A 13,226-nucleotide genomic window follows, 5' to 3' on the forward strand; every position below is an offset into this window, starting at 1 on the left:
CGTCAGCGCCCGTTACGGGGCCGCTGAGCCCATCGAGCTCTCGTGGATGCGTCCGAAGGTTCGCGACACCGGCGGAGTCCACAGCAGAACGATGATCCCGGCTGCGAACGCGGCGGTCAGGGCGGCTCCCCAGTCCCAGCGGTCTCCGAAGACGAGCACGATCACGCTGAGCGCGATCGCGAGCCCGAGGAAGATCGTGAGCATGAGGCGCGAGAGTCCGCTCCCCCGGCGGATGCCGGCGGCGACTGCGAAGACGAGGAGGCCGAACAGCGCGATGGCCGCCCCGGTGAGGGAGAACACCGAGGCGCTCACATCCGGGTCGTAGCGCCCCAGGAACACCAGGATGCCGAACCCGGTCGCCAGGGCGCCGAAAGCGTAAGCCAGGACGGCGACCACGGTCATGATGACGCCGGCGACGACACGGGGAGCGGATACCGGCGGTTCGGATGCGCTGGTGGCGACGCTCGGATCCTTCCGCGGCGGCGGTGACAGCACGAGGCGGCGGTGCAGCAGCCGCACGACCTCGATCGCTGCGACCATGACGATCGTGATCCCGGTGAGCGCGACGGCGAGCTCCGGCCCGGGATCGACGAGCACGAAGAACTGTCTGGCCAGCGGAATGCTGAACACGGCGATGAGCAGGATGAACATCGCCCCCACGACGGCCACCTTGAACCGATTGAGCGGGCGCGCGAGGACGGCCAGCACCCAGATGCCCACGACGGCGAGGATGACCGTGGCTCCTGTGCGCAGCTGCTCCTCGTGCACGCCCAGTCCGTGCGCGACGAACGTGTACCAGGTCAGTCCCAGGGCGACGACGATGCCCGAGGGGATCGCGAAGCTGAGCGAGCGCCGGAGGAACCCCGGGACGTAGCGCGCCGCGTTCGGCATGAGCGCGAGGAAGAACGCGGGGATGCCGATGGTGAGGCCGTCGGTGATCGAGAGCTGACGCGGCAGGAACGGGAACTCCAGGACGAATGCGCCGAAGATGATCGCCAAGAGCGTCGCATAGACCGTCTTGTTCAGGAACAGCATCGACACGCGCTCGATGTTCGCGATGACCTGGCGCCCCTCGGCGACGACATCCGGCAGGTGCGAGAACTGTCCGTCCAGCAGCACGAGCCTTGCGACGGCCTTGGTGGCCGGCGATCCCGAGTTCATCGCGATCCCGATGTCGGCCGCTTTGATGGCGAGGGCATCGTTGACGCCGTCGCCGGTCATCGCGACGGTGTGCCCGTGGCTCTGCAGCGCCGTGACCATGCGCTTCTTCTGCTCGGGGGTGACGCGTCCGAACACCGCGTGCCGGTCGAGCACGTCGGCGAGTTCGGCATCATCGTCGGGAAGCCCTCTGGCATCGAACCCTTCGGCGACGTCGAGACCGACCTCGCGCGCGATGGCTGCGACGGTGCGAGGGTTGTCGCCCGAGATGATGCGGATGCCGACTTGCTGGCGCCCGAAGTACGCGAGGGTCTGTGCGGCGTCGGGGCGCACCTGCTCCCGGAACGTGAGCACGATGATGGCCTTGAGACCCTCAGGGAGCCGCTCGGCATCGACATCGGCCTCGGAGAGCACCGCGTCGGCATGACCGAGGACCAGCGTGCGTCGGCCGGTCTCGGCCAACGCGGTCACGGTGCGACCGAGCTGCGTGGCCGACGACGTCGCCGCATCGCCGAACACCATCTCCGGCGCCCCCATGACCCATGTCCCAGGGACCTCGGCGAACGAGACCGCGCTCCACTTGCGTGCGGACGAGAACGGGATGTAGCCCGAGACGACGACAGGCGAGATCACAGGGTAGGCCGTTCGCATCGACCGTGCGGTCGCGTTCGCATCGGGCGACGCGGCGTACCACGCCAATACCGCCGCCGCGTCCTCCTCCTGCGGCGAGGTGAGCCCGTCGAGGCGGTGCGCCTCGTCGAACCCGATCTCGCCGACTGTGAGCGTGCCGGTCTTGTCGAGGCATACCACGTCGACGCGCGCGAGGCCTTCCACCGCCGGCAGCTCGTTCACCAGCACTTGCCTGCGGGCGAGCCGTGACGCTCCCACCGCGAACGCGATGCTCGTCATGAGCACGAGGCCGAGCGGGATCATCGCCGTCAACGACGCGATCGTGTTCACCACCGCCTGCACCCAGGCACCGCTCGAGAAGACCGTGGAGTAACCGCCGAGAACGATGATCTGCGCATTGAGGACGAGAAGCCCGACCGGGCCGATGATCCAGCTGACCCACTTCAAGACCCGGTTGACCGATGTGCGCAGCTCACTGGAGACGAGAGAGAAGCGCTTGGCCTCACCCGCGAAGTGGTTCGCATAGGAGTCGGCGCCCACGCGTGTCGCGGTCGCGGTTCCTTCTCCCGCAACGACCACGGCTCCGGAGAGCGCGTCGTCGCCGGGCTGCTTCTCCACCGGGTCCGACTCCCCCGTGAGCATCGACTCGTCGATCTGGAGCCCTCGCGCGGTGAGGACCCGCGCGTCGGCCGGTACCTGCTCTCCGGCCCGGAACACGAGGACATCGTCGAGGACGACCTCTCCCGGCGCGACCTCGACCTCCTCACCGTCTCGGAGGACCAGCGCGCGCGGTGCGTTCATCAGCGCGAGACGGTCGAGTGCGGACTTCGCCCGGAACTCCTGCACGCACCCGATGATCGCGTTCGCGAACGCCGCGAGTCCGAAGAGGGCATCCTGCCATCGCCCGACGAGGAACAACACGAAGAAGCAGGCGAAGACGATGCCGTTGAAGAGGGTGAACACGTTCGCGCGTACGATGCTCCACGCGCTGCGGCTGGTGTCGGTGACGAACGCATTTGTCTTGCCGGCGGCGACGCGTTCGGCGACCTCGGTCCTGGTGAGACCGCTCGTGGGTGGTTCCGAAGTGTTGTCCACAGACCTCAATATAGAGCGCCCCCGGCCGTTTTCGAGTGCGTCGCGATGCCATCGCGCCGGAGGGACGGCGCGGGGTCGTTCTCGTGTTGCCGCCCCGACGCAGAAAGGCCCGCCTCCCCCAGTTTCCTGGGAGAGGCGGGCCTCATTTTGTGTGACAGCGACGTGGTGGAGCTGGGGGGAATCGAACCCCCGTCCAACGCTGAGTCTCCACGCCTTCTCCGGGCGCAGTCTGTGAAGACGTTCTACTCGGCTCCGACCTTTGTCACAGACACCTAAGTCGACAAGCCCAGCCTGGGAAGAGTCCCACGTGACGTCCAGACGCCATCACGCAGCAAGATTCCTAGATGACGCCAGGATCCGTATCGGAATCACATACGGCCTGACGGACTATCGGGCTCGCTTATGCAGCGAGGGCGAAGTCGTTGCGCTTGGTTTCGGCAACTATTGTTTTGCAGAGAGCGTTTACGAGATAACTCTGCATCCTCGGCCCGCTTCTCGTGGATTCACAGGCGCTGTCGAAACCGATCAGCCCCGTGGTCCTTCTCTCGAAGGAGCCGCTGTCACACTGTGGAATTACCAGCCCGAGCGGTGAACGCCCGAGCATCACAGACTACAACGTTCTCCGCGGCTACGCCATTCCGCATCCGGTCCGACGGCTGGCGTAGAGTCGCCCCATGAGCGAAGTCACCGTCACCGTCCGCGGCGAGCACGAGGCGCGGGTCGCCCCTGAGCGCGCCACCATCCGCGTCGGAGTGCGTGCGGATGGGCCCGAGCACACAGCCGTCGTCGAGAACGTGATGCGCCTTGCCGAACCGGTGCGCAGCAGTATCACCGACCGTGCGGACACGGGCAGCGTCGTCGAGTGGACGAGCAAGCGGCTCTCGGTGCGGGCCGAACGCCCGTGGAGCAACGACGGCAAGCGTCTCGCTCCCGTGTACTACGCGAGCATCGATTTCACCGCCACGTTCGCGGAGGCCTCCGACCTGTCCATCTGGGTCTCCGACATCTCCCCCTGGGACGGGGTCGAGGTGGGCTGGGTGGACTGGCATCTGACGACCGCCAGGCGCGCGCAGATCGAGCGCGATGTGGCCGCCGCAGCCGTCGGTGTCGCGGTCACACGAGCCGAGGCCTACGCGGGCGCGCTCGGCCTTGATGAGGTCACTCCCCTGGAGATCGCCGACGTCGGTCTCATCTCCAGCGGACAGCCGTCACCGGGTGCACCGATGCTCAAAGCGCGTGGTGGGGTGGCGTTCGCCGCCGACGCGGCACCGTCCATGGAATACGAACCCGAGGAGATCGTGATCTCCGCCACGGTGGAGGCGCGCTTCCTCGCCCGATGAGATCCGCTCAGCTCTGTGCGGCGAACGGAGCGAGTTCGGCGGCGAGACGCTCCGACACGCGAGCGTGCACAGCAGTGCCGTCCTCCGTGTGCTCCACGGAGAGGAGCATGCCGGACTCGTGGATCGCCGCGACCAGGTCGCCGCGATCGTAGGGGATCACGGCATGCACCTCGACGGCAGGCTTCGGGAGTGCTTCCTCCACCGCAGCGCGAAGCTCCGCGATTCCCTCGCCCGATCGTGACGACACGAAGTGAGCGTGGGGCTGGAGACCGCGAAGCACGAGCCTCTCGTCCTCGTCGATCAGATCCGCCTTGTTGAAGACGACGATCTCCGGGAGGTCGCGGACGCCGACATCGCCGAGCACATCTCGCACGGTCTGCAGTTGACCTGCCGGATCCGGGTGCGACCCGTCGACGACGTGGAGGACCACGTCGGCCTCGCCGACCTCTTCCAGCGTCGAACGGAATGCTTCCACGAGCTGATGCGGGAGGTTGCGCACGAATCCGACGGTGTCGGTCAAGGTGTAGACGCGGCCGTCCTCCGTCTCAGTGCGACGCACGGTCGCATCCAGCGTCGCGAACAGCGCGTTCTCCACGAGCACTCCCGCGCTGGTGAGCGCGTTGAGGAGGCTAGACTTGCCCGCGTTCGTGTATCCGGCGATCGCCACGGAGGGGATCGTGTTCCGCTTGCGCTCCGCGCGCTTGGCGTCACGGGCAGGACCGAAGTCGCGGATCTGCCGTCGGAGCAGAGCCATCTTGGTGCGGATCCGTCGGCGATCCAGTTCGATCTTGGTCTCACCGGGGCCACGGGAGCCCATTCCGGCGCCGCCGGCGCCCACCTGGCCACCGGCCTGGCGGCTCATCGAATCGCCCCAGCCGCGCAGACGCGGCAGCAGGTATTCGAGCTGGGCCAGCTCGACCTGGGCCTTGCCCTCGCGGCTCTTCGCGTGCTGGCTGAAGATGTCGAGGATCACCGTGGTCCGGTCGATGACCTTGACCTTGACAACGTCCTCGAGTGCGCGACGCTGGCTCGGTGCGAGCTCGGTGTCGGCGATGACGGTGTCGGCTCCGACGGCGGCGACGATGTCCTTGAGTTCCTGGGCCTTGCCTCGGCCGAGGTAGGTCGCGGCATCGGGGTGCGGACGACGCTGCAGCACACCGTCGAGCACGACCGCACCAGCGGTCTCCGCAAGCGCGGCGAGTTCCCGGAGCGAGTTCTCCGCGTCTTCCTGAGCCCCCTGGGGATATACGCCCACGAGGACGACGTTCTCCAGGCGCAACTGTCGATACTCGACCTCGGTGACGTCTTCGAGCTCCGTCGAGAGCCCCCCGACGCGTCGAAGCGCATGACGGTCCTCGAGATCCCACTGCGCGCCGTCCGAGCTCGTGTGCGATGCCGTCGATTCATCCTGCAGCGCCTGCGCAGCGCCGAAGACGTGGACGTCCGAGCGCTTCTCCGCGTTCGCGAGCACACGATCGACCGTGTGGTCGCCGGTGGAGGGTGTGGTGGTCTCCGTCATCCGTTCCTTATCTCTGGGTTTTGTTGCGAGCCTTAACCTTAGCCCGCGCTGTCCGGTACGCTCACCGTATGGGGTCAGATCACTACTTCACTGCGGCCCCGGCAAGCCCCGAGAATCTGCGTAAGATCCGCGTATCGCTCGCAGGTCGAGAGCTGGAAGTCACCACCGCCGGTGGAGTCTTCAGCCCGGATCGTCTGGATGCCGGCACTGCAGTGCTCCTCGCCAACATGCCCCCGGTTCCCCCGGGCGGCGATCTTCTCGACCTCGGCAGCGGCTGGGGTCCGGTGACGCTCTCGATGGCCCTGGCCGCCCCCCACGCGACGGTGTGGGCCGTCGATGTGAACGAGCGCGCCCTCGATCTGGTGCGTCGAAACGCGGCAGCTCTCGGGCTCACCAATGTCAACGCATCTCTGCCCGACGATGTTCCCGAGCACGTCACCTTCCGCACGATCCGCTCGAACCCGCCGATCCGCGTGGGGAAGAACGAGCTGCACGGGCTTCTCGAGCGTTGGATCCCGCGCCTCGACGAGCGCAGCGACGCGTGGCTCGTCGTGCAGCGCAACCTCGGTGCCGATTCGCTTCAGCGATGGATCGGATCGACCTTCCACCCCGGCTACAGCGTCTTCCGCACCGCCACGGGCAAGGGCTACCGCATCCTCAAGGTACGCAAGCACGGAAACCCGCCGACGGAGCCGATCATCCTCAGCTGAGCCTGCGGTTCTCCGATTCTCGGTGGCACCCGAGTCGGGTGCTCAGGCGAGGTCGACCTCGCCCTGGAACACGAGCTGCGCGGGCCCCGAGAGGGCGACGTGCTCGCCGTCCTCCGCAGGGAACATGCGCACGCCGAGCGTACCTCCCGGCACCTCGACCTGCCAGTTGTTCGGAGCCTTCTCGCCCGCCCAGTACCGCACCGCCAGGGCTGTCGCGGCGACCCCCGTGCCACAGCTGAGCGTCTCTCCCACGCCACGCTCGTAGACGCGCATGCTCACATGGCCGATGCCGTCGCGGACGAGCGGTTCACCGGGAACGACGAACTCGATGTTGGCGCCCGCGGGAAGCAGCGGGTCGAGGTCAGGCGCGCGGTGCAGCTCCAGAGACGCGAGCTCGGCCTCCGAGGCGAGGGCCACAACGACGTGCGGGTTGCCCACGTCGATACCGAGCCCCGGCCGGGTGACGGACAGCCCGTCGACGCGTACGAGCGGGTCGTCACCGGAGAGCTTCCAGCGACCGAGATCCACCTGGTATCCGGTGGCGCTTCGGGTGACGTCGCGCACACCCGCCCTCGTGCCGATCGGCAAGGTCGAGCCGGGTTCGATCGTCGCGAGACCGGAGCGCACGAGGTAGTGAGCGAACACGCGGATGCCGTTTCCGCACATCTCGGCGATCGATCCGTCGGCATTGCGGTAATCCATGAACCACTCCGCCTGCGGCTCCTCGTCGAGGGTCGCACCGCCTTCGGGAATGGCCGAGGACCTCACGACGCGAAGGATTCCATCAGCGCCGATGCCGAAATGACGATCGCACAGCACCGCGACCTGCTCGACGGTCAGATCGAGCTCGCCGTCCGGGTCAGCGATGATGATGAAGTCGTTGCCCGTGCCGTGACCCTTGGTGAATGCGACCATGGCTCCAGTCTAGGGATCACGCACGACCACTCAGTGCCGCGCGAGTCGGTAACGCCCGCAGAGGAAGTTGCGGTTGCGAGCCACCTCGAGCAGCTCGAGGTCGAGCCTGCGCGGAAGCAGTGGAGCGCCCGAGCCGAGCGTCACGGGTGCGTACTGCACCCACACTTCGTCGAGCAGCCCCGCGTCGGCGAACTGGCCTGCCAGGTCTCCCCCGCCCACGACCCAGAGATCCTTCCCCGCTGCCGCCTGCACCATCTCTGCATGCACCATGCTGACATCGGCCTGGGTCAGTCTGACGTCAGCGCCGGTCGGCAGCTCCAGCTCACGGTGCGTGAACACCCACGTGGGCTGCGTGTAGCCCCACCGCCCCTCCTCGTGGCGCATCACCCACTCGTAGGTCGACGACCCCATCGCCAGAGCTCCGATGCTGCGCTCGAACCCTGTGTACGCCATCGGTCCGTCTTGGTCGATGTCCTGCGTGAGCAGCCAGTCCAAGGAGTGCTCCTCGGTGGCGATGAACCCGTCGAGACTGGAAGCGGTATAGAAGTGGGTCTTCGTCATGCGGCCAGCATCGCAGGAGGCACCGACATGGAGATGGTCAGGCGCCTAGGAGCGTGGCGGCCTCCGCCGGAGCATCCCACCATTCGAGGTCGGGATAGCGCTTGAACCACGACACCTGCCGGCGGGCATACCGCCGTGTGAGCGCCTGGGTCTGTGCGATGGCCTCGCGTTCGGTGAGGGTCCCCTCGAGCTGGGCGAGCGCCTGCGCATAGCCGATCGCACGCGGCGCCGTCGTACCGCGTTCGAGCCCCCGTGCGCGTAGCTCCCCCACCTCGGTGAGGATCCCGCCGTCCCACATGCGCTCCACGCGGGCATCGAGGCGCTCGACGAGAGCTGCGCGGTCGACGCGGAGACCGATGAGACGCGTGTGCGGATGCCAGAGGACGGGACGTTCGGGGAGGGTCGCACCGTGTGTCGCACTCCCCTGCTCGAGCACCTCGAGGGCACGCACGACACGACGAGGATTGCGCGGATCGACACGCGCGGCCGCTTCGGGATCGAGTATGCGCAGACGTTCGAGCAGCTGCGCGGTTCCGTGGGTCTCGAGTTCCCGCTCGAGGCGCTCGCGCAGTTCCGCATCGCGAGGAGGGAACCGGAAGTCGAACACGACGCTCGACACGTAGAGGCCAGAACCGCCGACGAGGATCGCATCACCGCCGCTGCGATGGATATCCTCCACCGCAGCACGTGCCCGCGGCTGGTACCACGCGACGGCCGCGTCCTCATCGACATCGAGGACGTCGAAGAGGTGATGCGGAACGCCCCGCCGCTCGCCCATCGGCACTTTTGCGGTGCCGACATCCATTCCGCGATAGAGCTGCATGGCGTCGGCATTCACGATCTCGGCTGGATTGCCCTGCTCCCGCAGCGCCTCCGCCAGGTCGATCGCGAGATCACTCTTGCCGGTGCCGGTCGCCCCGACGATCGCCCAGAGTCGTGGTCCGGTCACACGCCGACACGCAGCGTGGGCAGCCCGAGCGAGACGGCCTTCGGCCCTCCATCGCCACTCGGAGCGGGAACGGCGCACGACTCGGACTGCGAGCGGTCCCAGGCGTCTCCACCGCGGGTGCGACGGATCTTCAGCGGCGCCCCCGTCGGATCGTCGGCCAGCAGATGGAACGGGGCGCCGTGCGTGACGGTCACGGTGACGACATCACCGGGGCGGGGCAGCTCAGAGCCTTCCGTGACCTCGAAGTGCACGAGCCTGTTGTCTTCGGCACGCCCCGTGAGGCGGTGGGTCTCGGTGTCCTTCTTGCCCTCGCCCGTGGAGACCAGGACTTCGATCTCGCGACCGACCTGCTTCTGGTTCTCCTCCAGAGAGATGCGTTCCTGGAGCGCGATCAGGCGGTTGTAGCGCGCCTGCACGATCTCCTTCGGCACCTGGTCCTCCATCGTCGCGGCGGGCGTGCCCTCGCGGATCGAGTACTGGAAGGTGAAAGCGCTGGAGAAACGAGCCTGCTCGACGACCCGCATCGTGTCCTCGAAGTCCTCCTCGGTCTCGCCGGGGAAGCCGACGATGATGTCGGTGGTGATGGCGGCATTCGGGATGCGGGCGCGAACCCGGTCGAGGATCCCGAGGAAGCGCTCGCTGCGGTACGAGCGGCGCATCGCCTTGAGGATGCGGTCGCTTCCCGACTGGAGCGGCATGTGCAGCTGCGGCATCACGTTCGGGGTCTCGGCCATGGCGTCGATCACGTCATCGGTGAACGCCGCAGGATGCGGGCTCGTGAATCGGATGCGCTCCAGCCCCTCGATCTCGCCGGCCGCCCGCAGCAGCTTGCCGAATGCCTGACGATCACCGAACTCCACCCCGTAGGAGTTCACGTTCTGGCCGAGAAGCGTGACCTCGATCGCGCCGTCTTCGACGAGGAGGCGGATCTCGTTCAGGATGTCGCCGGGACGCCGATCCTTCTCCTTGCCGCGAAGGCTCGGCACGATGCAGAAGGTGCACGTGTTGTTGCATCCGACCGAGATGGAGACCCAGCCACTGTGTGCGGAGTCGCGCTTGGTCGGCAGCGTGGAGGGGAAGACCTCGAGCGATTCGAGGATCTCGAGTTCGGCGTCGCCGTTGTGCCGTGCGCGCTCGAGAAGCCCCGGGAGCGAGCCCATGTTGTGCGTGCCGAACACGACGTCGACCCAGGGGGCCTTGTCGAGGACCGCCTGCTTGTCCATCTGCGCCAGACAACCGCCGACCGCGATCTGCATGCCGTCCTTGCGCCGCTTGACGGATGCGAGGTGTCCGAGCGTGCCGTACAGCTTGCCCGCGGCGTTGTCGCGGACCGCGCACGTGTTGATGATCACCACGTCGGCTTCGGCGCCGTCGAGCGCACGTACGTAGCCCGCGCTCTCCAGCGACCCCGAAAGACGCTCGGAGTCATGCACGTTCATCTGGCACCCGAAGGTGCGCACTTCATACGATCGCTGTCGTCCGTCGTCGTCAACGGCTGCCGAGGACGCGCCGATGATCGTCGGTTCACTGCGCGGGATAGTCATGATCACCCCATTGTACGAGCCGCTGCTGAGCAGGGGCGTGTCGCCGCCTCAGTCGGAATCGACGAAGCGGACGCCGGAGGTCGGACCGCCGAAGGAGGCCTCCCGCAGCGCGGACTTCGCGGCCTTCATCGCCACAGCTCCGTTGTAGCCGCGACGGGAGAGCTGACCCACCAATCGCCGGAGAGCCGTGTCGGGGTCGAGTCGCCCCATCGATCGCGCCTTGCCACGTGCGAACTCGAGCGCGCGTTCGTCATCATCGTCAGGCAGCTCGTCGAGAGCAGCGTCGATCACGTCGCGCGGAATGCCCCGCTGGGCGAGCGCGCGGGACAGGGCGACTCTTCCCTGGCCCTTCCGTTCCACACCCGACGTCACGAGGACCCCCGCGAGAGCGGAATCATCGAGATAGCCACGACGACAGAAGTCGTCGATCACATCGTCGATCATGCCGCTGTCGAGCCCCACGCCCCTCAGCACCTGCCGCGACTCGGAGATGGACAACGACCGAGCCCGCAGCTTGCGCACGAGCGACTCTTCTGCGGAGACTCGGATCTCGTCGGGCGACGCCGTCTCTCCACTGTCGATGCCGTCGCTCGGCTCGTCGCCGAGCGCACGGAGACGAGGAGCGGAACCTGCCGAGCGAGACGCCGCGGCAGAGCTGCCCCTGACTCCTCGTGCGGGGTGCCGATCGCTGGGTGTGCCTGCGTCGCTCTCGTCGATACGGGAAACCCCCGCGGGCGGCGCGTCCCAGGTCGTACGCCATACGGCCGCATCGCCGGTACGTGACGAAGGTTCTTCCGCCTCCTGGCCACGCTCCAGGTTCTGAGCCGGTCGCGTCGAGGCAGGCTTCTTCGATGCACCGCCGAAGAGAGGGATGATGGGGGCGACCCGATCCGGATCGCCCCCACGAGTGTCGTTCATCAGGCCGGACGACGCTCGGCGAGCTCGTCTGCAGCCGCCGGCACAGCCGCGCCGCCGATGCCGAGCTTCTGCTTGATCTGCGTCTCGATGGCCAGCGCGATGTCGGGGTTGTTGAGCAGGAACGTTCGCGCGTTCTCCTTGCCCTGGCCCAGCTGGTCTCCGTCGTAGGTGTACCACGAGCCCGACTTCTTCACGATGGCGTGCTCGACACCGAAATCGATCAGGCTGCCTTCGCGGGAGATGCCGACGCCGTAGAGGATGTCGAACTCGGCCTGCTTGAAGGGCGGTGCCATCTTGTTCTTCACCACCTTCACCCTGGTGCGGTTTCCGACGGCGTCGGTGCCATCCTTCAGCGTCTCGATACGACGGATGTCCATGCGGACCGAGGCGTAGAACTTCAGCGCCTTACCACCGGCGGTGGTCTCGGGCGAGCCGAAGAACACACCGATCTTCTCGCGAAGCTGGTTGATGAAGATCATCGTGGTGTTGGTCTGGTTCAGACCACCCGTGAGCTTACGCAGCGCCTGTGACATGAGTCGCGCCTGCAGACCCACGTGCGAGTCGCCCATCTCACCCTCGATCTCGGCGCGAGGGACGAGCGCGGCCACGGAGTCGATGACGATGAGGTCGATGGCCCCCGAGCGCACGAGCATGTCGGCGATCTCGAGCGCCTGCTCACCGGTGTCGGGCTGGGAGACCAGAAGCGCGTCGATGTCGACACCGAGCTTCGCGGCGTAATCCGGGTCGAGCGCGTGCTCGGCGTCGATGAAGGCGGCGATGCCGCCGGCGCGCTGAGCGTTCGCGATCGCGTGCAGGGTGAGAGTCGTCTTACCCGAGGACTCCGGTCCGTAGATCTCGACGATTCGACCACGCGGGAGACCTCCGACGCCGAGGGCGACGTCGAGGGCGATGGAGCCGGTGGGGATGACGGCCACGGGGGCACGCTCATCGCTGCCCAGCCGCATGACCGAGCCCTTTCCGAACTGGCGGTCGATCTGGGCGAGGGCGGTCTCGAGGGACTTCTCGCGGTCGGCGGGTGATGGCATGATGTGCTCCTTCTGCGCGCGTGATGCCGCCTGTAGGCTGTCGCGGCTCTCCCGGTTGGGAGAAACTCTCCGACAAGGCGTAATGGCTCTTCGGCTCGTTTTCCACCGTAGGAGAGGCCACCGACATCGACGCCGCGAGCTCACATACCGTGGAGAACAGATTCCCTGAACCACTTGTGCAGAAGACTACGCCCGCTTCGAACAGATCTTCGACGACACGCCGTGGATCTCATCGCGTGTCCCGTAGGCATCGGACATCGAGAGACGGGTCAGCGTCCGCGCGGCTCTTGCCTGCCGACGCCATGCCGCCTGTTCTCCGGCACATCCATCTCGGCGCACAGCGCCAACCAGATCTCGCGCGGTGGAGTGCCGTCGGCCAGCGCTTCCACAGCCGTACGGCCGCCGACGGCGCTGAGACCGAGGTCGTTCACCAGAGAGGAGGCACGCGCCTGGAACTCTGTCTCGACGGCGCGGAGGAACTCGCTACGACGCATCGCTGGCCTGACCGTGGGTCAGTGCAGAGAGAGCTGGGGTTCGATCGAGGCCACGAGGTCGTCCGGAACGACGTCCGGGAACACCTGGATGCCCTCGAGCACGGAGATGCGATCTCCGACCTCGCGCATGATCGTCGAGATGGGAACGTCGAGCGCATCGGCGACGGATGCGAGGATCTCGCTCGACGCCTCCTTCTGCCCGCGCTCGACCTCACTGAGGTAGCCGAGGGCAACCGATGCCTTGCTTGCGACCTGCCGGAGCGTGCGCCCCTTCTGCAGGCGGAAGTCCCTCAGCACATCGCCGATTTCCTGTCGAACAAGAATCATCGGAACCTCCTCCCCAAGTG

12 protein-coding genes and 1 other RNA gene are annotated in these 13,226 nt (G+C 67.0%); 2 read left to right on the forward strand and 11 right to left on the reverse strand.

Annotated features, from left to right (window positions below; translation table 11 throughout):
* Nucleotides 1-12 precede the first annotated feature (12 nt).
* Complete coding sequence (locus ASD13_RS09795) at nt 13-2,883, reverse strand: HAD-IC family P-type ATPase (protein WP_055868702.1); 2,871 nt, start codon at nt 2,881-2,883, stop codon at nt 13-15.
* 163 nt (nt 2,884-3,046) lie between these two features.
* Nucleotides 3,047-3,416: a transfer-messenger RNA gene (gene ssrA / locus ASD13_RS17175) on the reverse strand.
* Between the two features lie 141 nt (nt 3,417-3,557).
* Here ssrA and ASD13_RS09800 point away from each other — a divergent pair.
* Nucleotides 3,558-4,223 carry an SIMPL domain-containing protein gene (locus tag ASD13_RS09800; protein ID WP_055868704.1) on the forward strand — a complete coding sequence of 222 codons (666 nt, stop codon included), beginning with the start codon at nt 3,558-3,560 and terminating at the stop codon, nt 4,221-4,223.
* 7 nt (nt 4,224-4,230) lie between these two features.
* Here ASD13_RS09800 and hflX read toward each other — a convergent pair whose 3' ends face one another.
* A complete protein-coding gene (hflX, locus tag ASD13_RS09805; RefSeq protein ID WP_055868706.1) occupies nt 4,231-5,742 on the reverse strand; it encodes a GTPase HflX in 1,512 nt (503 codons plus the stop codon).
* Nucleotides 5,743-5,810: 68 nt separating this feature from the next.
* On the opposite strand from hflX, the gene ASD13_RS09810 reads away from it, so the two are divergent.
* The gene (locus ASD13_RS09810) at nt 5,811-6,452 is read left to right on the forward strand and encodes a class I SAM-dependent methyltransferase (RefSeq protein ID WP_055868707.1); all 642 of its coding nucleotides are present in this window, start codon (nt 5,811-5,813) and stop codon (nt 6,450-6,452) included.
* Nucleotides 6,453-6,494: 42 nt separating this feature from the next.
* On the opposite strand, the gene dapF is transcribed toward ASD13_RS09810, so the two are convergent.
* The 8 genes from dapF to ASD13_RS09850 form a co-directional block, all read right to left on the reverse strand.
* Entirely contained in the window at nt 6,495-7,367 is an 873-nt protein-coding gene (dapF, locus tag ASD13_RS09815; RefSeq protein WP_055868710.1) for a diaminopimelate epimerase, read from the reverse strand.
* A 30-nt stretch (nt 7,368-7,397) separates the two neighbouring features.
* The gene (locus ASD13_RS09820) at nt 7,398-7,928 is read right to left on the reverse strand and encodes a dihydrofolate reductase family protein (RefSeq protein WP_055868711.1); all 531 of its coding nucleotides are present in this window, start codon (nt 7,926-7,928) and stop codon (nt 7,398-7,400) included.
* A gap of 37 nt (nt 7,929-7,965) precedes the next feature.
* A complete protein-coding gene (miaA, locus tag ASD13_RS09825) occupies nt 7,966-8,877 on the reverse strand; it encodes a tRNA (adenosine(37)-N6)-dimethylallyltransferase MiaA (protein WP_055868713.1) in 912 nt (303 codons plus the stop codon).
* The gene (miaB, locus tag ASD13_RS09830; protein ID WP_017830897.1) at nt 8,874-10,421 is read right to left on the reverse strand and encodes a tRNA (N6-isopentenyl adenosine(37)-C2)-methylthiotransferase MiaB; all 1,548 of its coding nucleotides are present in this window, start codon (nt 10,419-10,421) and stop codon (nt 8,874-8,876) included. The genes miaA and miaB overlap by 4 nt, the downstream gene beginning before the upstream one ends.
* A 48-nt stretch (nt 10,422-10,469) precedes the next feature.
* Nucleotides 10,470-11,339 carry a regulatory protein RecX gene (locus tag ASD13_RS09835; protein ID WP_055868715.1) on the reverse strand — a complete coding sequence of 290 codons (870 nt, stop codon included), beginning with the start codon at nt 11,337-11,339 and terminating at the stop codon, nt 10,470-10,472.
* Nucleotides 11,339-12,385 carry a recombinase RecA gene (gene recA, locus ASD13_RS09840; protein ID WP_055868716.1) on the reverse strand — a complete coding sequence of 349 codons (1,047 nt, stop codon included), beginning with the start codon at nt 12,383-12,385 and terminating at the stop codon, nt 11,339-11,341. The genes ASD13_RS09835 and recA overlap by 1 nt, the downstream gene beginning before the upstream one ends.
* Nucleotides 12,386-12,654: 269 nt before the next feature.
* A complete protein-coding gene (locus tag ASD13_RS09845) occupies nt 12,655-12,879 on the reverse strand; it encodes a DUF3046 domain-containing protein (RefSeq protein WP_055868718.1) in 225 nt (74 codons plus the stop codon).
* Nucleotides 12,880-12,897: 18 nt separating this feature from the next.
* Nucleotides 12,898-13,206: a helix-turn-helix domain-containing protein gene (locus ASD13_RS09850; protein ID WP_017830901.1), complete on the reverse strand. Its 309-nt coding sequence runs from the start codon at nt 13,204-13,206 to the stop codon at nt 12,898-12,900.
* Nucleotides 13,207-13,226: the final 20 nt, after the last annotated feature.

This window comes from Microbacterium sp. Root1433D1, assembly GCF_001426835.1.
GTDB lineage: Bacteria > Actinomycetota > Actinomycetes > Actinomycetales > Microbacteriaceae > Microbacterium > Microbacterium maritypicum.

Coding starts and splice junctions, on each gene's coding strand:
- ASD13_RS09800 (WP_055868704.1), top strand. CDS start 3,558: ATGAGCGAAGTCACCGTCACCGTCCGCGGCGAGCACGAGGCGCGGGTC.
- hflX (WP_055868706.1), bottom strand. CDS start 5,742: ATGACGGAGACCACCACACCCTCCACCGGCGACCACACGGTCGATCGT.
- ASD13_RS09810 (WP_055868707.1), top strand. CDS start 5,811: ATGGGGTCAGATCACTACTTCACTGCGGCCCCGGCAAGCCCCGAGAAT.
- dapF (WP_055868710.1), bottom strand. CDS start 7,367: ATGGTCGCATTCACCAAGGGTCACGGCACGGGCAACGACTTCATCATC.
- ASD13_RS09820 (WP_055868711.1), bottom strand. CDS start 7,928: ATGACGAAGACCCACTTCTATACCGCTTCCAGTCTCGACGGGTTCATC.
- miaB (WP_017830897.1), bottom strand. CDS start 10,421: ATGACTATCCCGCGCAGTGAACCGACGATCATCGGCGCGTCCTCGGCA.
- ASD13_RS09835 (WP_055868715.1), bottom strand. CDS start 11,339: ATGAACGACACTCGTGGGGGCGATCCGGATCGGGTCGCCCCCATCATC.
- recA (WP_055868716.1), bottom strand. CDS start 12,385: ATGCCATCACCCGCCGACCGCGAGAAGTCCCTCGAGACCGCCCTCGCC.
- ASD13_RS09845 (WP_055868718.1), bottom strand. CDS start 12,879: ATGCGTCGTAGCGAGTTCCTCCGCGCCGTCGAGACAGAGTTCCAGGCG.
- ASD13_RS09850 (WP_017830901.1), bottom strand. CDS start 13,206: ATGATTCTTGTTCGACAGGAAATCGGCGATGTGCTGAGGGACTTCCGC.